We start from the raw sequence: 17,671 nt of genomic DNA on the forward strand, positions 1-17,671 counted from the left end.
GCGCACTCCCGGGAACGGTTTGGCGGAGACGGACGGGAATCGAACCCGCCTGGCCCGGATCCCGGACCACACCGGTTTTGAAGACCGGGAGGGGCACCAGCCGCCTGAACGCCTCCACGCAGAAGTCAACCACAGCGGACGGAGGGCCGCCCGGGGAGGTTCAGTCCTGCTCGGCGGCCCGCCGGTCGGCGCGTTCGCGCTGCGGCACCACCGTGTACCGCGGATCGCGCGCCGAGGCGACCCCGCCGTGGAAGATGCCGAACCGGGTGCACACCGAAGCGGCGATCAGCGCACCGCCGGACAGCGCGGACAGCACCCGGCTGCGGCGGCCGAGCAGCGCGCCCACGACACCGGCGGCGGTCAGCGCACGGCCCGCGCGCAGCAGCTTCCCGGGTGTGCCCTGCGTGTAGGGCTCGCTGAGCAGGCCGAGCCGGTTCTCCACCCGGTGCGAGCCCCACAGCTCCATCGCCGCGCCCGCGACCGCGAGGCGCCGCGCCGGACCGGCCTGCGCGCCGGGCGCGGCCACCAGCCCGACACCCGCGCCGCTGGCCAGCGCGCTGCCCGCGAAGATGGCCGGCAGTTCCGGGTACGCCTCGTGCCACGACGGCACCGCCGTGTCCGCCAGCAGCACCCCGGTGTACGTGGCCAGCGCCGGCGCGGTGACGGCGGCGACCAGGCCGGCGGCGTGCCCGGCCGGGGGCAGCAGCCGGCGGCCGAGCCCCAGCACGCCGCGCTCGGGCAGCAGCGGGGCCGCCTCGGCGATCGCCGCGACCCCAGCGGCCGGGCCGAACACGCTGAGGATCCACGTGCCCACCGACATCGGCGAGGTCACCTTCGCCACCCGCAGCATGTGGTGGAAGCGCGACGGCCGCCCCAGATCGTTCACCAGGAAGTACGTGCTGGCGCCGACCGCCGCGAGCGCGCTGACCCGGCCGGCGCGGCGCAGCGCCGGGCGGCCGGTGAGCTGCCCGCCCGCCGCGAGCAGCGACGAGCCGGCGGCGAGACCGCCGGTGAACAGGTACGCGGCGATGTCCCACCGCCACACCGGCGGCTTGAGGATGGGCCGGCCGTAGTAGGAGGTGAACTCGGCCGGCGGGACGTTGAGCTGCTCCCCACCGCCCTTGCCGCCCCTGCCCCGGCGTCGGCGCGGTGCCGCGTCGCGGGGCGGATGCGGCGCGAGGCCGGCGTCGCGGGAGCCCGCGTCGGTGCGGCCCACGCCGGGACCGGCCGCGGTGGCCCGGCTGCCGTTCTCCCGCTCGGCGGCGCCGCCGTCCTCCTGTTCGGCGGACAGGCGTTCGCGGAAGCGGCGGAACAGGTCACCGACCGGGCGGTCCGGGCTCACGACGATCCTCCGACGAACGCGGCGACGGTAGCCGCCGCCATGGCCAGGGCGGCGAACCCGGCCCGCTTCCACATCTTCGGCAGGTCCCGGGTGGTGACCACCGGGTCCGGCGGCAGCCCGTACACCTCCGGCTCGTCCAGCAGCAGGAAGAACGCGCCGTCGCCGCCGACACCGTCGGTCGGGTCGTGGCCGTACAGGCGCGCCTCCGGCACACCCCGCTCGTGCAACGCGGTGACCCGCTTGGCGGCCCGTTCCCGCAGCTCGTCGAGCGGCCCGTACTGGATCGACTCGGTCGGGCAGGCCTGCGCGCAGGCGGGCGTCATGCCCGCGCCGATCCGGTCGTAGCACAGCGTGCACTTCCACGCCCGGCCGTCGCCCTTGCGCTGGTCGATCACGCCGTACGGGCAGGCGGAGATGCAGTAGCCGCAGCCGTTGCAGATGTCCTCCTGCACCACCACCGTGCCGAACTCGGTGCGGAACAGCGAACCGGTCGGGCACACGTCCAGGCAGGCCGCGTGCGTGCAGTGCTTGCACACGTCGGACATCATCAGCCAGCGGAAGTCGGTGCGGCTCTCCGGGCCGGTGGCCCGCCCGGGCGGCTGGGCGCCGGGCATGCCGAGGAACTCCGGACCGGCGGCCATCCGCGCCGCCGCCTCCGGCTGCCCCGGCGGCAGGCCGGGATTCGTACCGGTGTCGGGAGCGGTGAGCGCGCCGGCCGCCGCTGACGCCGGGCTGGTCGCCGGGCCGGTCGGGTCACCGGCGAACGGCGGCGTGCGGTGCCCGGCCGGGCGGGGCTGCTCGATGAACGCGACGTGCCGCCACGAGTTCGCGGTCAGCGCGCCGGTGTTGTCGTACGACATGCCGAGCAGGTCGAAACCCGAGTCGGGGACGCCGTTCCACTCCTTGCAGGCCACCTCGCACGCCTTGCAGCCGATGCAGACGCTGGTGTCGGTGAAGAAGCCCATCCGCGGCGGCGCGTCGACCCAGCCCGCGTCCGGGGCCGGGTCGAGCGGGCCGTACAGGCTGTTGGCGTCAGGCATCCCGATCCCCGTCCTGGTGCGCGGCGGCCGACTGCTCGTCGGTGCTGCCGGCGGCGTCGTCCCCGCCGGCCGCGTCGGTGGTCACCACCGGCACCTTGCGGTCCGGTGTCATCCCGGCCCGCCGCTGGTAGTCGCCGACCAGGTCGAGCAGCGGCGGGCCGGTGGGCCGCCGCCCGGGCCGGACGTCGCAGGTGCCGACCTTGCTCTCCTGGATGAGGACGTTCGGGTCCAGCGTGATGCCGAACAGATCGTTCGCCGAGTCGCCGGTGACCAGACCCTCGGTGCCGAAGTGGTACGGCAGCCAGACCTGGTGGATGATCCGGCCGTCCACCCGCAGCGGGGTGAGCCGGTCGGTGACCAGCACCCGCGCCTCGATCACCGCGCGTCCGCTGATCAGGTGCGCCCAGCCCAGGTGGGCCAGCCCGATCTCGCCGGCCAGTTCCGGGGACACCTCGACGAACATCTCCGGCTGCAGCTCGGCCAGGCGCGGCACGGTACGGCTCATCCCACCGGCCGTGTGGTGCTCGGTGAGACGGCTGACCGTGAACACGTACGGGAAGACCTGGCTGTGCGGCTCCGGCGGACTCGGGTTCATCCGGTTGATCGGATGCTCGTAGATCTTGCGGGTCGGGTTGGCCTGCTGACCGTAGAGCGGGTTGCGCATCGGCGACTCGGCCGGCTCGTAGTGCGTCGGCAGCGGACCGTCGAGGACGCCGCTCGGCGCGTACAGCCACGCCTTGCCGTCGCCCTGCATGACGAACGCGTCGTCACCGGCGAGCGCCGCCGGGCCCGACGCGCCCTCCGGCGGCCGGTACGACGGCGGCTTCGTCTTCTCGAAGTCCGGCACGTCGTACCCGGTCCACTCGCCGGCGTCCGGATCCCACCAGACGTACTTCTTGCGCTCGCTCCACGGCCGGCCCTCGGGGTCGGCGGAGGCGCGGTTGTAGAGCGTGCGCCGGTTCGCCGGCCACGCCCAGCCCCACTCGGCCGCCACCCAGTCCTGCTCGTGGCGGGACCGGCGGCGGGCCGCCTGGTTGACGCCGTCGGCGTACACGCCGGAGTAGATCCAGCAGCCGATCGCGGTGGAGCCGTCGTCGCGGGCCTCGCCGAACGCGTTCAGCAGGCGGCCGGTCGCCACCTCGTACCCGTTGATCTCCTTGAGCACCGCCTCGGCGCTCGGCTCGGCGTGCGGACCGTGCGTCGGATAGTCCCAGGTCAGGTCCAGCAGCGCCCGGTCCCGGCGCTCGGTGGAGGCGGCCAGCTTCTCCCGCAGCACCCGGCCCAGGTGGTAGAAGAACCACAGCTCGGAGCGGGCGTCGCCCGGCGGGTCGACGGCCTTCTCCCGCCACTGCAGCAGCCGCTGCGTCTGGGTGAAGGTGCCCTCCTTCTCCACGTGCGAGGCCGCCGGCAGGAAGAACACCTCGGTGCGGCACTCCTCCGGCACGATCTCGCCGGTGGCGACCTCCGGGCTGTTCTTCCAGAACGTGGCGCTCTCGATCATGAACAGGTCGCGGACGACGAGCCAGTCCAGGTTGGCCATGCCGAGACGCTGAGCGCGGCCGTGCGCCGAGCCGACCGCCGGGTTCTGGCCGAGCAGGAAGTAGCCCTTCACCTTCCCGTCGATCATGTTCAGGACCTGCTGGTACGTGCCGTGGTCGCCGGTCATCCGGGGCATGTAGCCGTAGCAGAAGTCGTTCTCCGGCGTCGCCGCGTCACCCCAGTACGCCTTGAGCAGGCTCGCCGCGAAGGCCCGCGAGTCGCCCCAGAAGCCCTTCTGGCCCGGGTGCCGGATGCTGTCCACCCACTCGTCGAACGTCGGGTGGTCGGCGTGGTGCGGCATCGGCAGGTAGCCGGGCAGCAGGTTGAACAGCGTCGGGATGTCGGTCGAGCCCTGGATGCTGGCGTGCCCGCGCAGCGCCAGGATGCCGCCACCCGGGCGGCCCATGTTGCCCAGCAGCGTCTGGATGATCGAGCCGGTGCGGATGTACTGCACGCCGACGCTGTGCTGCGTCCAGCCGACCGAGTAGACGAGCGCGCCGGTGCGCTCCCGGCCCGAGTTCTCCGTCCAGGCGCGCGCCAGTTCGAGGAACTTCTCCTCCGGGATGCCGCACACGCGGGCCACCATCTCCGGGGTGTAGCGGGAGAAGTGCCGCTTCAGGATCTGGTAGACGCAGCGCGGGTGCTGCAACGTCTCGTCCCGCGGGGCCTGCGCCGGCACCGGCTCGCCGTGCGACTCGTGCTCCAGCCCGGAGGCCGAGTCGCGTTCCTTGCCGGTGCCCCGGACCTTGGCGTTGTCCTCCTGCCCCTCGTACTGCCAGCTCGCGTGGTCGTACGAGCCGGTGTCCGGGTTGTAGCCGGAGAACAGGCCGTCCAGGTCCTCGGTGTCGACGAACTGCTCGCTGACGATGTTGGCCGCGTTCGTGTACGCCAGCACGTACTCCCGGAAGTCCAGCTCGTTCTCCAGGATGTAGCGCACCACGCCGCCGAGCAGTGCGATGTCGGTGCCCGCCCGGATCGGCAGGTACGTGTCGGCGAGCGCGCTGGTACGCGTGAACCGCGGGTCGACGTGGAAGACCTTCGCGCCGCGCTTCTTCGCCTCCATCACCCACTGGAAGCCCACCGGGTGGGCCTCGGCCATGTTCGAGCCCTGGATGACGATGACGTCAGCGTTGGCGAGGTCCTGCTGGAAGTCCGTGGCGCCGCCGCGACCGAAGCTGGTCCCCAGACCGGGGACGGTGGCGGAGTGTCAAATACGGGCCTGGTTCTCGATCTGGAGTGCCCCCATCGCCGTGAACAGCTTCTTGATGAGGTAGTTCTCCTCGTTGTCGAGCGTCGCGCCGCCGAGACTGGAGATGCCCAGCGTCCGGTTCAGCGGGCGGCCCTCGTCGTCGACGTCCTCCCAGGTCTCCGCGCGGGCGGCGAGGATCCGGTCGGCGATAATGTCGAGCGCGACGTCGAGGTCCAGGTCTTCCCACTCGGTCGCGTACGGCCGGCGGTAGCGCACAGTGGTCTGGCGCAGCGGGCTGGTCACCAGGCTCTTGCTGGCCGAGCCCTTCGGGCAGAGCCGGCCGCGCGAGATCGGGCTGTCCGGGTCGCCCTCGATCTGGGTGACCTGGCCGTCGGAGTGGAAGACGCGCTGCCCGCAGCCGACCGCGCAGTACGGGCAGACCGAGCGGGCCATGCCGTCGGCGGTCTCGGTGCGGGCGGTCAGGCCGGCGGAGCGCGCCGACTGGGCGGCGGCGCCGCGACCGAGCGGGTCGGTGCCGGTGAGTTGCCGGTAGACCGGCCACCCCTGGATGAACGTCTTGAAACCCATCCGGGCACCCCCCTCTCCGTCGAGAACGGCTCACCTCTGCCAGTAACCCTAGGCCAGCGGCCCGGGGCGTGCGACTCGAGCCCACAGACAGAGCCGCCCCGGCCGGATGGCCGGGGCGGCTCTGGGCGTCGGTGTGCATGTCGCCTCTCGGCGAGTGGCGCGACGCGGCTCCAGCCGAACGGTATTCCGCGAAGGCAATTTAGGTGAGGCCCGGGGACACTGAACACACCGACGCTCTGCACAACGGTACCGGGGTCACGGTTCTTCCGCTCGTTCGTCGTGACCCCGGTCACCGCCGGGTCAGCTGTTCCAGTGCTGGGCGACGAGGTCGGCGGCCTGCTGCTCCCACTGGGCGTAGTGGTCCGGGTAGGCCGACACCTGGACGGTCTGGGCGGCCTTGGTCAGCGGCATGTCCTGCCAGCCGTCGACCTGCTTCAGACCCTTCAGGAACGCGGTGGTGGAGTACTCGGGGTCGGTGATCTGCTCGACCGTGCCCCAGCCGGAGGAGGGGCGCTGCTGGAACAGGCCCTGCGAGTCGTGGTCGTTACGGTCACCGAGGTGGCCGAGGTTCTCCAGCTTCGACTCCTGCAGCGCCGTGGCGATCGACACGACAGCGGCACGCTCGTCCATGCCGGCCTTCTTGGTGGCGGCGATGATGGCCTTGACGTTGGCGGTCTGCTCGTCGTTCAGGTCGATGTGGGACTGGGTGCCCTGCACGCCGTGCGGGATGAGTGTGGCGGTGTCGAGCTTCGCGGCGGCCTGAGTGGTGGTGACGGCCGCGTCCCGGGCGGTGGGGGTGCTGTCGTGGTTGAGGGGGCCGGCGGCGAGGCCACCGGCGACGGTCAGACCGGCGATACCGAGGATGCTCTTACGCAGGATCGTGTTCATGAGGGGGCTCCATTCGGGGGTCGACGCACACCCGGGGGTGGGGTGCGTGGGCACCGTCAGGCGCTCAAGAAAGGTTCTCGGGGGGATCCGGCGTCCTGCTCACACGCGGCCCGCAGCACGCCCGGGGGTGGCGTGCGAGGTTCGGCTGGGTGGCGCCGGAGACATCCACAACGACCGCCGGCCCAGGATGCATTCCCGGCCCCTGCCACCCGCGCTCGCGTGCTGCCGGGGGTGCTGCTGCGGTCGTTCACCAGGTATAACGCCCCGGCCCCGCCCACGATTCCGCCAGCCGGGTGTCCCCCACCACCCCGAAACCCGACACCCGACGCAGCCCGGACACCGCCCCCGAACCATCCCCTGGTCCTCCGGCGTCCCGCCCAGCCTCAACATCCGTCCGTTCCGTTCCGTCCCGGCCCGATCCGATCCCGGCCCCGTCCTCTGCCTGGACTCACCTGGCCCCGTCAAACATGAGGTTGACGGCACACGGTGTCCGGTTTGTCGCAGCCAACGTCATGATCGGGCATGCTCGCGGCGGCGTCCGCACTGCCGGATGGAGATCTTGGTACGAAAGTGCCCCCATGAGGGCCGTTGCGTACCAAGATCTCTCGTCGGCGGAACGCCGGGGCCCGTGCGCCGGCGTTGGCGCACGCGCCACCGTGGGAGATCTTGGAAGGAAACGGCCGCCATAGGGGCCCGAATCTTCCAAGATCTCCGGCGGAGTGCCGCGCTAGGCGAACAAGGCGAACAGGTAGCGAGGATGCAGCGGTCGATCATGAAGTTGGCGGGGACGAAACGGGCGCCGCACGCCGTCAACTTCATGATCGACGGGGTGGGGGCGGGAAGGGCGGGGGGTGTTGGGCCGGGTTGGGGTTACCCTGATGCCATGTCGGTCAGCGCGCACGCGTACCTCGCCCGTCCCGGGCGACCCGCCGTGGTGGCGCGCACCCTGGACGAGCTGACCGGTCCCACCACCGGCATCGTCGAGCTGCCGGTACGCCTCATGTGGAGCAGCGAACGCGCGTTCGACCTGGGCGACCCGGACGAGTTGCTCTGGATGTACGAAAACGTGCTGCGGGAGACGACCCGGGTGGAGGATCTGCGCGAGCTGATCCACGCGGGCACGTTGCGTCGGCTGTGGCCGCTGCTCAACCTGCCCCGGGGCGTACGCCTGGCCTGGGAGGGCCGGCACCGGAGCCTGCGCGCCGCGTGACCCATCCGCACGACTTCTACCGGCAGGTGGCCCGGGTGGCGCTGGCCGCGGCCGGCCCGCACCGTTTCGTGCTCGGCGGCGGGGTGGCGTGGGCCGTACACGGCCTGGTCACCCGCCCCACCGAGGACGTCGACCTGTTCGCCGACGTGGAGGGCGCCGCAGCGGCGGCGGCCGACGGGGTACGCGCGGCGCTGGAGCGGGCCGGTTACCGGGTGGCCGAGGTGGACCCGGGCGGGCTGGGCGAGGTGTTCGACGGATTCGACCGGGACCTGCGGGACTTCGTGGTGAGCCGGGACGGCCGGCAGATCCGCCTGAGCCTGGCCCGCCTGGACCGGCACCGCAGCCCGGTGGTGATGGACCTCGGCCCGGTCATGGACGTCCGCGACCTGATCGCCAACAAGACCGCGGCGCTGGTGAACCGGCGGGAGGTACGCGACTACATCGACGTCTCCGCCGCGCTGGACCGGTACACGGTCGCGGAGCTGCTGGAGCTGGCCCGTCAGGTCGACCCGGCGCTGGACGACGAGGACGTGCGCGCCGCGGGCCGCTACCTCGACGGGCTGGCCGACCGCCGGTTCACCCGCTACGGCCTGGACGCGCCACGCATCGCCGAGGTGCGCCGCCGGATGGCCGTCTGGCCCCGCTGAGCGGCGGAACCAGACGACCGGGGGCGGGACCAGGCGGCCGGCACGGGCCAGCGAGCCAGAACGGGAAAAGCCGGACCGGACGACGGCTCACTTCGTCGGGCGGCCGCCAGTGACGCCGAGGATCTCGCCGGTGACGTAGCTGGACTCCTGCGAGGCGAAGTAGACGTACGCGGGCGCCAGCTCGGCCGGCTGACCGGGACGGCCCAGCGGCGTGTCGGTGCCGAACTGCTTGACCTTCTCCTCCGGCATGGTGGCCGGGATCAGCGGCGTCCAGATCGGGCCGGGCGCGACCGCGTTGACCCGGATGCCCCGGTCGGCCAGGTTCTGCGCGAGCGCCTTGGTGAAGTTGGCGATGGCGGCCTTGGTGGTGGCGTAGTCGAGCAGCTGCGGCGACGGGTCGAACGCCTGGATCGACGACGTGTTGATGATCGTCGAGCCTTCCTTCATGTGCGGCACCGCGAACTTGCAAAGCCAGAACATGGCGTACACGTTGGTCTTGAAGACCCGGTCGAACTGCTCGGTGGTGATGTCGAGCAGGCCGTTGTCCTGCGACATCTGGTACGCCGCGTTGTTGACCAGGATGTCGACGCCGCCGAGGTCGCGGACGGCCTGGTCGACCAGGGCGCGGCAGTTGGCCTCCTCGCGCAGATCGCACCGGACCGCGACGCCGGTGCGCCCGGCCTGCTCGATCAGGGCGACCGTCTCCCGGGCGTCCTTCTCCTCCTCGTCGGCGAGGTACGTGACGAGCACGTCGGCGCCCTCGCGGGCGAAGGCGATGGCCACGGCCCGGCCGATGCCGGAGTCACCGCCGGTGATGACGGCGCGCTTGCCGGTGAGCCGGTCGCTGCCCCGGTACGACTCCTCGCCGTGGTCGGGCTTCGGCCCCATCTCCTGCTCGTTGCCGGGCGGCGTCTGCTGCTGCGACGGCTGGCCCTCCTGCTGTCCGTACTGCTCGGCCGGGTGCTGCTGGGTGAACTGGTCCTCGCTCATGGATGCGCCCTACCCCGGTGACGGGCGGGAAAACAGCAGCCTGTGACCGGAAGGGAAACGATTCGGGCCGGTGTGGCGCAGGTGACATGTGGTGGTTATGGTGCGCAACGGCGCCCACGAGGCGCGTACCCCCATTGGAAAGGCACCTCCATGACTTCCTCCTCCGGCGCCTCCCGGCGCCAGGTGCTGGCCGTCGCGGCCGCCGCCGCGACCGCTCCCCTGCTGGCCGGCGCGCCCGCCGAGGCGAAGCCGAAGCAGCCGAAGACCTGGGACCTGACGATCCTCGGCACGTCTGACACCCACGGCAACGTCTACAACTGGGACTACTACAAGGACGCCGAGTTCGACGACAGCAAGCACAACGACGTCGGCGTCGCGAAGCTCGCCACCCTGGTCAACCAGATCCGCGCCGAGCGCAAGGGCAGGGCCACGCTGGTCCTGGACGCCGGCGACACCATCCAGGGCACGCCGCTTGCGACGTACTACGCCAAGCAGGAGCCGATCACCAGCACCGGCGAGACGCACCCGATGGCCCGCGCCATGAACATCCTCAAGTACGACGCGGTGACGCTCGGCAACCACGAGTTCAACTACGGCCTGCCGCTGCTGGCGACCTGGATCGAGCAGCTCGGCTTCCCGGCGCTGGCCGCGAACGCGCTCAACGCGAAGACCGGCAAGCCGGCGTTCCTCCCGTACGTGATCAAGGAGATCAAGCTCGGCGGGCACGGCGCGCCGAAGCTGCGCGTGGGCATCCTCGGCCTGACCAACCCCGGCGTGGCCATCTGGGACAAGGGCAACGTCGAGGGCCGCCTGGTCTTCGCCGACATGGTCGCCACCGCCGCGAAATGGGTGCCGGAGATGCGCCGCCGCGGCGCCGACCTGGTCGTCATCTCCGCCCACGGCGGCGACAGCGGCACCTCCAGCTACGGCCCGGAGCTGCCGAACGAGAACCCGACCGCGCTGATCGCCGAGCAGGTCCCCGGCATCGACGCGATCCTGTTCGGCCACGCGCACAACGAGGTGCCGGAGAAGTTCGTCACCAACCTCACCACCGGCGAGCGGGTCCTCACCTCGGAGCCGTCGAAGTGGGGCCAGCGGCTGACCCGGATGGACTTCACGCTGACCCGGGAGAAGGGCCGCTGGAGGGTCACCGCCAAGTCGGCCACCACGCTGAACACCAACACCGTGGTCGAGGACCCGGCGGTGCTCGCGGCCGTGCGCGGCCAGCACACCAAGACCGTCGAGTACGTCAACCGGGTCGTCGCCCAGTCGAGCGTGGAGCTGTCGGCCGCCGAGTCGCGGTACAAGGACACCCCGATCCTGGACTTCATCAACCACGTCCAGACCGAGGTGGTCACCGAGGCGCTCGCCGGCGGCGAGTACGCGGGCCTGCCGGTGCTGTCCATCGCCGCGCCGTTCAGCCGTACCGCGGTGTTCCCGCAGGGCGACGTGCGCATCCGCGACGTGGCGGGCCTCTACGTGTACGACAACACGCTGGAGGCGGTCGTGCTGACCGGCGCCGAGGTGAAGGCGTACCTGGAGTACTCGGCGAAGTACTTCGTCACGCTGCCGGCGGGCGCGCCGGTGAACCCGGAGACGATCAGCGACCCGGCGGTGCCGGACTACAACTACGACGTGTTCTCCGGCGTCGACTACGACATCGACATCGCCAAGCCGGTCGGCCAGCGGATCACCCGCCTGGTGCTGGCCGGCACCGACACCCCGGTCGCGGCGGACGCCCGGTTCGTGGTGGCGGTGAACAACTACCGGCGCAGCGGCGGCGGCAACTTCCCGGGCATCGTGAAGACCCAGGTCTACAACGCCCAGCAGGAGATCCGCCAGCTGCTCATCGACTGGGCGCAGGCCAAGGGCGTCATCGACCCGGCCGACTTCTTCGTACCCAACTGGAAGCTGGTCCGCGACGGCGTGCCGGTCTTCTGACCGTGAGGCGGCGGGGCCCGGCGGTGTCCGGGCCCCGTCAGCCGCCCGCGCGCAGGTGCCACTCCGACTCCCCGCCGACCGGGTCCGGCCGGTCCGGCGGGAACTCGGTCTCGGCGGACTCGACCCGCTCCTCCGGGCGTACCCGGGCGGGCAGTTCGCCGAAGCGGACGTGCCGCAGGAACGCGTACTCCTCGTCGGTGAACGACTCGGCCGGCTCGCTCATGACCGCATTGTGCGCCCACCCGTCCCGTCTCCGCATCAACCGCCACGGCACGGGTATGCCGCCGCGTCGACCGTCGGCGACGAGGTGGAGGAGACATGCGCGCAGTACGGATGACCGCACCCGGTGTGCTGGAGCACACGGAGGTGCCCACGCCGCAGGCCGGCCCGGGTGAGGTGCTGCTGCGCGTCGGCGCGGTCGGCGCCTGCCACTCCGACCTGCACATCCTCGACGCCCCGGCGGGCGTGTTCCCGATCCCGATGACGCTCGGTCACGAGATCGCCGGCACCGTCGACACGGTCGGCCCCGGCGTGGACGGCTGGTCGCCCGGCGACCGGGCCGCCGTCTACGGGATCATCGGCTGCGGCCGGTGCCGGGCCTGCCTGCGGGGCGAGGAGAACCGCTGCCGGGTCATCCCGGTCGGCGGCATCGGGCTCAGCCGCGACGGCGGGCTGGCCGAGTACGTGGTGGTGCCCGCGTCCCGGCTGCTGCCGGTCGGCGACATGGACCTGACCCAGGCGGCGCCGCTCACCGACGCCGGGCTGACGCCGTACCACGCGGTGGACCTGGCGCGGCCCCGGCTGCGACCCGGCACCTCCTGCGTGGTGATCGGCATCGGCGGCCTGGGGCACATGGGGTTGCAGATCCTGCTCGCCACCACAGCGGTACGGATCATCGCGGTGGACACCAACACCGCCGCGCTGGACCTGGCCGGCCGCCTCGGCGCGCACCACACGGTGCAGGCCGGCCCGGACGCGGTGGAGAAGATCCGCGAACTGGTCGGACCGGCGCCGGACGGCGCGGACGTGGTGCTCGACTTCGTCGGCGCGCAGCCCACGCTGGACACCGCCCGGCAGGTCGTCGCCACCGGCGGCCAGATCCTGCTGGTGGGCCTGGCCGGCGGCACGCTGCCGGTGCGCCCGGTCGCCGACGAGCCGCCCCCGGTGCCGCTGGAGACCGGTGTGGTGGTGCCGTTCTGGGGCACCCGGGCCGAACTGCACGAGGTGATCGCGCTGGCCCGCGACGGCCGGCTGCACGCCGACGTGCACACGTTCCCCCTCGCGGAGGCGCCGCAGGCGTACGAGGCGCTGCGCCGGGGCGAGGTGCGAGGGCGGGCGGTCATCGTCCCCTGACGCGGGGCGCTCAGTGGTGCGGGAACACCGGCACGGCGCCCGGTCAACCGGCCACTGACCGTACCTTCGCGGGCAGGCGGTCGAGCATCGCCAGCGCGGCCCGTACCGGCCGCCGGTCGAGCACCTCGGCGAAGCTCGCCCGGCCCTGGCAGAACCGGACGAACATCCGCCAGCCGGGCGGGCTGGCCAGCATCGCGTGGAACACGTCGGGCCGCCGCTCGAACACCTCCAGCAGCCGGTGCCCGGCGCGCATCTCCGGCGTCAGCCGCCGGTCGACCTCCCGGGCGTACGCGTCGAGGTCACCGGCGGCCACCGCCTCCCCGGCCAGCCGGCCCGAGCGCAGCGCGTAGCTGATCCCCTCGCGGCTCCACGGTTCCAGCAGCCCGGCGGCGTCCCCGGCGACCAGCACCCGGCCGTGCCGCAGCGGGGAGTCCCCGGTGCGGCAGCGGGTCAGGTGACCGGAGTCGTGCTCCGGGGTCATCCCGGACAGGCCGAGCCGGTCGGTGAAGTCGCGCAGGTAGGCGCGGGTGCGGTCGCCGTCGCCCCGGGCGGAGATGACACCCACAGTGAGACGGTCGCCCTTCGGGAACACCCAGGCGTAGGAGCCGGGCAGCGGCCCCCAGTCGAGCAGCACCCGGCCGCGCCAGCGGTCCCGTTCGGCGGCGTCCACCGGCAGCTCCAGTTCCAGCCCGAGGTCGACCTGCCGGAAGCGCACCCCGACGTGGCGTGCCGTCACGCCGGACGAGCCGTCCGCGCCGATGACGGTACGGGCGCGTACCGTCTCACCGCCGGCCAGGCGCAGGCGTACCTCGTCGGGGTCCTGCTCGATCGCGCGGACCGCGACGCCCTCGCGGACCTGCGCCCCGGCGGCGACGGCGGCGGCGCGCAGCCGGTCGTCGAACTCCTCCCGGCGGATCATGGTGACCAGCGGCGCGGGGTGCCGGCGGGTGAACGCGCGTCGCCCGTCCCGGGTGAACGTGACCCGGCCGATCCGGTCGTGGGCGGGCACCTCGACGCGGCCGGCGACCTCGGCCAGCGACGTGCCGATCAGGCCGCCGCCGCAGGTCTTGTAACGGGGGTGGGTGGCCCGTTCGACCACGAGCGTGCGCACGCCGGCCCGGGCCGCGGCGTGCGCGGCGGAGAGTCCGGCGGGCCCGCCGCCGACCACGACGAGATCCATGATCACGGGTGCAGCCTAGGGCACCGCCGTGCCTCGCCGCCCGGTACGACAGTCGAACGGGTGCGCATCATCGCGGCCCGTCCGGGTAACCGCCGGTCGCCGGCCGTCCGCGGGTCGGGCGGTCCACGCCGAGGAGGGAAGCGATGCCTCAGGTCCAGCTGTCTGCGGTCGAGGAACGGGTCTACCAGGCGGTGTCCGCGCTGGAGGTGCAGGGACACGTCCCCTACCCGGACCTGATCGCCCAGGAGACCGGGATGACCGAGGAGGAGCTGCGCGAGCCGCTGCACTCGCTCACCGAGCGGGGGCTGCTGCACCGCGAGGACTCCCCGATGTCCGGCCTGGACTTCGGACCCCGGTGGTGCGCGCGCCAGATGGCGTGATCGAGTCGTTTGCCCCACCGGGCACCGGGTAGCGATCGGAGTCGGGTGATCGACGGTCTGTGGGGGGCACGATGAGCGAGGGCCGGTCGTCGACGCCGGTGCCTGACACCGGGTACGACGGCCGGCGCCGCTGGCGCGCGCTGAGCGTCGGCCTGATCGCGGCGTTCATGACGCTGCTGGACGTCAGCATCGTCAACGTCGCGGTGCCGTCGATCGACCGGGCGCTGCACGCCACGCCGAGCGATCTGCAGTGGGTGCTGTCCGGGTACGCGCTGACGTTCGGCCTGGTGCTGGTGCCGGCCGGGCGGTTCGGTGACGCGCGCGGGCGGCGTACCGCGTTCGTGGTCGGGGTGGGGCTGTTCACGCTGACCAGCGCGCTGGCCGGGCTGGCGCGCTCGCCGGAGTGGCTGGTCGTCGCCCGCCTCGTCCAGGGCGCCGCCGCCGGTGTGGTGAACCCCCAGGTCAGTGGCATGATCCAGGAGCTGTTCCGGGGCGCGGACCGGGGCCGGGCGTTCGGGCTGCTGGGCGCGACGATCGGCATCTCCACCGCCGTGGGTCCGCTGCTCGGCGGGCTGCTCATCCAGCTCGGCGGCGCCGAGCACGGCTGGCGGTGGGTGTTCTTCGTGAACATCCCGGTCGGGATCGTGGCGATGCTGCTCGGCTGGCGGCTGATGCCGGCCCGGCCCACCAACCCCGCCGGACGGGGGCGGCTCGACCCGCTCGGCGTGCTGCTGCTCGGCGCCGGATTCACGGTGATCCTGCTGCCGCTTGTGCAGCGGGAGCAGTGGCGGGGCCCGGGCAAGTGGCTGCTGATCCCCGCCGGCCTGCTGCTGCTCGCCGGGTTCGCGCTCTGGGAGCACCGGTACGCCCGGCGCGCCCAGCCGCTGTTCGACCTGCGGCTGTTCACGGTGCGCTCGTACACGCTGGGCGCGCTGATCGGGCTGATCTACTTCGCCGGGTTCACCGCGATCTTCTTCATCTTCACGCTCTACCTCCAGATGGGGCTCGGCTACAGCGCGCTCGTGGCCGGTCTGGCGATCACCCCGTTCGCGCTCGGTTCGGCGCTCGCCTCCGCGCTCGGCGGCCGGGTGGTCACCCGCTACGGCCGTCCGCTCGTCGCGATCGGGTTGCTGGCCGTGGTGGCCGGGCTGATCGCGACCGACCTGGTGCTGGCCGGCGGTCCGCACGACAACGTGCCGCTGCGGACCGCGCTGCCGTTGCTCGTCGCCGGGCTGGGCAGCGGCCTGGTGATCGCGCCGAACCAGACGCTCACGCTGTCCGAGGTGCCGGTGCCGATGGCCGGCAGCGGCGCCGGGATGCTCCAGACCGGGCAGCGGATCGGATCGGCCGCCGGCATCGCCGCGGTGGGCGCGCTGTTCTTCTCGACGATCGCCGACGACCGCGGCGACTGGAGTACGGCGTTCCGCCACTCACTGCTGCTCGCCGCCGGGATCATCGTGCTGGCGCTCGGCGCCGCCGTGGCGGACATAGTGCTCGGTCACCGGCGGTCCGCGGGCCGCTCCTGATCGGCGGCGGGCAGCAGGACTGTGGTGAGCAGCCGCCGGGTGCGGCCGGGCCCGGGGCCGAGAGCCGCGTACTCGGCGAACAGGTCGCGTAACCGGGTGACGAACTCGGCGGTCTCGGCGTCGGTGGCGTGGAACGCGTTCTGCCGGTAGCCGGCCACGTCGCGGGCCAGGTCGGCGTCGCCGCGGTCGAGGTAGCCGTCGAAGTCGGCGAGCAGGCCCGCGACGAAGGTGAGGAACGCCTGGCGGTGTCGCTGCGGGCTCATGGACCGGGCCTCGTCCGGGTCGACCGACGCGGCGGCCTCGTTGAGCCGGTAGCTGCGCTCGACCGCGCCGCGAGCCCGCCGCTCCCCCACCGTGTGCAGGACGCCGTGGTCGGCGAGCGTGGCGACCTGCCGGTAGAGCGTGGCCGGTGGCACGTCGCTCAGTCCGGTGCGCAGGTCGGTGGTGGTGAGCGTGCGGCCACCCAGGAACGCCTGGACGATGCGCAGCCGGACCGGGTGCAGCAGCAGCTCCACGGTGTCGAGTGCCACAGTGGCTCCCCTTTTTGTTATCGCCTCCGGTAATGTTCTCAGCAACGATAACAGAAGCGAGGAGTTCGCCGATGGCCACCATCGACCTCACCCCCGACCGCATCGACGTCCGGCTCACCACCGCCGAGAAGGTCTGGGCGCTGCGCGGCGACCTGTCGTTCCCCCGCTCCGCCGTCAGCGGCGCCGTCGTCGTACCGGACGGGGCGCGCGCCACCCGCGGCATCCGGGCGCCCGGCCTCGGCGTCCCCGGCACGCGCAACGTCGGCACCTGGCGCGGCAGGGCCGGCAAGGAGTTCGTCAGCGTCCGCGGCGGCCAGCCGGCCGTCCGCATCACCCTCACCGGCCAGGCGTACGACTCCCTGCTCATCGGCGCCGACGACGCCTCCGCCCTGGCCGCGGCGGTGCTGCCGTGACGGTCGACCGTCCGCTCGCCGTCGACTCGGCCGGGCAGCGACTGTCCGGCACGCTCACGCTGCCCGACGGCGCCGGACCGCATCCGTTGGCGCTGCTGCTGCCCGGCTCCGGGCCGATCAACCGCGACGGCGACCACCGCCGCCTGCCGCTGGGCATCCAGCGGCACCTGGCCGCCGCGCTGACCGGCGCCGGGATCGCTGTCGCCCGGTACGACAGGCGGGGCGTCGGCGAGAGCAGCGGCGAGTTCCTGCGTACCGGCTTCCACGACAACGTCGACGACGCGGCCGCCGTGCTCGCCGCGGTGCGCGACGACCCGGCCGTGGACGCCGGGCGGCTGTTCCTGGTCGGGCACAGCGAGGGCGCGCTCACCGCTGTCGCGCTCGCCGCGCGCGGCGTACCGGTGGCCGGCCTGGTCCTGCTCTCCGCGCCCGGGCGCACCGGCGCCGAGGTCCTGCGCCGGCAGGCCGGGCTGCTGCTGCCCACCCTGCCCGCGCCGGTACGCCTCGTCCTCCGGCTCACCCGCACCGACCTGGTGGCGAAGGTGGCCCGCAACCACGAGAAGATCCTCGCCACCGACAAGGACGTGGCGTGGTTCGGCGGGCAGCGGCTCAACGCCCGCTGGTTCCGGGAGTTCCTGCGCTACGACCCCCGGCCGGACCTGGCCCGCGTCGACGCGCCGATCCTCGCGCTCACCGGCGACAAGGATCTCCAGACCGATCCGGCGGACCTGCCGGTCATCGCCGCGCACGCGGGCGGGCCCGTACAGACCGGGGTGCTGCCGGACGTCACCCACGTGCTGCGCCGCCGGCCGGGTCCGCCGTCGCTGCGGGCGTACCGGGACGAGGCGAAGCAGCCGCTGGACCCGTCGGTGGTCGAGCCGGTGCTGTCGTGGCTCGCCGCGCACAGCGGCTGAG

General features: G+C 72.8%; 16 protein-coding genes and 1 tRNA gene. 8 read left to right on the forward strand and 9 right to left on the reverse strand.

Translation table 11 applies throughout. From position 1 onward, the window contains the following. Positions 1–20 precede the first annotated feature (20 nt). From MICAU_RS32480 to MICAU_RS16120, 5 genes are all read right to left on the reverse strand, one after another. Positions 21–116 (reverse strand) — tRNA-Sec (locus MICAU_RS32480). A gap of 44 nt (positions 117–160) precedes the next feature. Next, positions 161–1,342, reverse strand: coding sequence for an NrfD/PsrC family molybdoenzyme membrane anchor subunit (gene nrfD, locus MICAU_RS16100; RefSeq protein WP_013286390.1), 1,182 nt, complete (start codon positions 1,340–1,342; stop codon positions 161–163). Continuing rightward, entirely contained in the window at positions 1,339–2,382 is a 1,044-nt protein-coding gene (locus MICAU_RS16105) for a 4Fe-4S dicluster domain-containing protein (protein WP_013286391.1), read from the reverse strand. The genes nrfD and MICAU_RS16105 overlap by 4 nt, the downstream gene beginning before the upstream one ends. After that, on the reverse strand, positions 2,375–5,698 hold the full coding sequence (gene fdh / locus MICAU_RS16110) for a formate dehydrogenase (RefSeq protein WP_013286392.1): 3,324 nt from the start codon (positions 5,696–5,698) through the stop codon (positions 2,375–2,377). The genes MICAU_RS16105 and fdh overlap by 8 nt, the downstream gene beginning before the upstream one ends. Before the next feature lie 300 nt (positions 5,699–5,998). Then, on the reverse strand, positions 5,999–6,586 hold the full coding sequence (locus MICAU_RS16120; RefSeq protein WP_013286393.1) for a hypothetical protein: 588 nt from the start codon (positions 6,584–6,586) through the stop codon (positions 5,999–6,001). Between the two features lie 883 nt (positions 6,587–7,469). On the opposite strand from MICAU_RS16120, the gene MICAU_RS16125 reads away from it, so the two are divergent. Both MICAU_RS16125 and MICAU_RS16130 read left to right on the forward strand, forming a co-directional pair. Further along, a complete protein-coding gene (locus MICAU_RS16125) occupies positions 7,470–7,796 on the forward strand; it encodes a hypothetical protein (RefSeq protein ID WP_013476750.1) in 327 nt (108 codons plus the stop codon). Then, positions 7,793–8,443, forward strand: coding sequence for a nucleotidyl transferase AbiEii/AbiGii toxin family protein (locus MICAU_RS16130; RefSeq protein WP_013286395.1), 651 nt, complete (start codon positions 7,793–7,795; stop codon positions 8,441–8,443). The genes MICAU_RS16125 and MICAU_RS16130 overlap by 4 nt, the downstream gene beginning before the upstream one ends. 87 nt (positions 8,444–8,530) lie before the next feature. On the opposite strand, the gene MICAU_RS16135 is transcribed toward MICAU_RS16130, so the two are convergent. Next, positions 8,531–9,433, reverse strand: a complete 903-nt coding sequence (locus tag MICAU_RS16135; protein ID WP_013286396.1) for an SDR family oxidoreductase — start codon at positions 9,431–9,433, stop codon at positions 8,531–8,533. 150 nt (positions 9,434–9,583) lie between these two features. On the opposite strand from MICAU_RS16135, the gene MICAU_RS16140 reads away from it, so the two are divergent. Continuing rightward, positions 9,584–11,374, forward strand: a complete 1,791-nt coding sequence (locus MICAU_RS16140; protein ID WP_013286397.1) for a bifunctional metallophosphatase/5'-nucleotidase — start codon at positions 9,584–9,586, stop codon at positions 11,372–11,374. 37 nt (positions 11,375–11,411) lie between these two features. Here MICAU_RS16140 and MICAU_RS16145 read toward each other — a convergent pair whose 3' ends face one another. Further along, positions 11,412–11,597 (reverse strand): hypothetical protein, encoded by a 186-nt coding sequence (locus MICAU_RS16145; protein ID WP_135240224.1) that lies wholly within the window; start codon positions 11,595–11,597, stop codon positions 11,412–11,414. Positions 11,598–11,692: 95 nt separating this feature from the next. Between MICAU_RS16145 and MICAU_RS16150 the strand changes: the two genes are divergently transcribed. Beyond that, positions 11,693–12,727, forward strand: coding sequence for an NAD(P)-dependent alcohol dehydrogenase (locus tag MICAU_RS16150; protein WP_013286399.1), 1,035 nt, complete (start codon positions 11,693–11,695; stop codon positions 12,725–12,727). 43 nt (positions 12,728–12,770) lie between these two features. On the opposite strand, the gene MICAU_RS16155 is transcribed toward MICAU_RS16150, so the two are convergent. Further along, the gene (locus tag MICAU_RS16155) at positions 12,771–13,907 is read right to left on the reverse strand and encodes a geranylgeranyl reductase family protein (RefSeq protein ID WP_013286400.1); all 1,137 of its coding nucleotides are present in this window, start codon (positions 13,905–13,907) and stop codon (positions 12,771–12,773) included. A gap of 143 nt (positions 13,908–14,050) precedes the next feature. Here MICAU_RS16155 and MICAU_RS16160 point away from each other — a divergent pair, with 143 nt between their 5' ends. Both MICAU_RS16160 and MICAU_RS16165 read left to right on the forward strand, forming a co-directional pair. Continuing rightward, on the forward strand, positions 14,051–14,287 hold the full coding sequence (locus MICAU_RS16160) for a hypothetical protein (RefSeq protein ID WP_013286401.1): 237 nt from the start codon (positions 14,051–14,053) through the stop codon (positions 14,285–14,287). A gap of 71 nt (positions 14,288–14,358) precedes the next feature. Next, positions 14,359–15,813, forward strand: coding sequence for an MFS transporter (locus tag MICAU_RS16165; RefSeq protein WP_013286402.1), 1,455 nt, complete (start codon positions 14,359–14,361; stop codon positions 15,811–15,813). Here the strand turns inward: MICAU_RS16165 and MICAU_RS16170 are convergent. Continuing rightward, a complete protein-coding gene (locus MICAU_RS16170) occupies positions 15,786–16,343 on the reverse strand; it encodes a helix-turn-helix domain-containing protein (RefSeq protein ID WP_013286403.1) in 558 nt (185 codons plus the stop codon). The genes MICAU_RS16165 and MICAU_RS16170 overlap by 28 nt on opposite strands. 71 nt (positions 16,344–16,414) lie before the next feature. Here MICAU_RS16170 and MICAU_RS16175 point away from each other — a divergent pair, with 71 nt between their 5' ends. Together MICAU_RS16175 and MICAU_RS16180 are read left to right on the forward strand one after the other, a co-directional pair. Next, on the forward strand, positions 16,415–16,756 hold the full coding sequence (locus MICAU_RS16175) for a hypothetical protein (RefSeq protein WP_013286404.1): 342 nt from the start codon (positions 16,415–16,417) through the stop codon (positions 16,754–16,756). Beyond that, positions 16,753–17,670: an alpha/beta hydrolase family protein gene (locus MICAU_RS16180; RefSeq protein WP_013286405.1), complete on the forward strand. Its 918-nt coding sequence runs from the start codon at positions 16,753–16,755 to the stop codon at positions 17,668–17,670. The genes MICAU_RS16175 and MICAU_RS16180 overlap by 4 nt, the downstream gene beginning before the upstream one ends. The last annotated feature ends 1 nt before the right edge of the window (position 17,671 follow it).

Origin of the sequence: Micromonospora aurantiaca ATCC 27029 (assembly GCF_000145235.1) — a bacterium.
GTDB lineage: Bacteria > Actinomycetota > Actinomycetes > Mycobacteriales > Micromonosporaceae > Micromonospora > Micromonospora aurantiaca.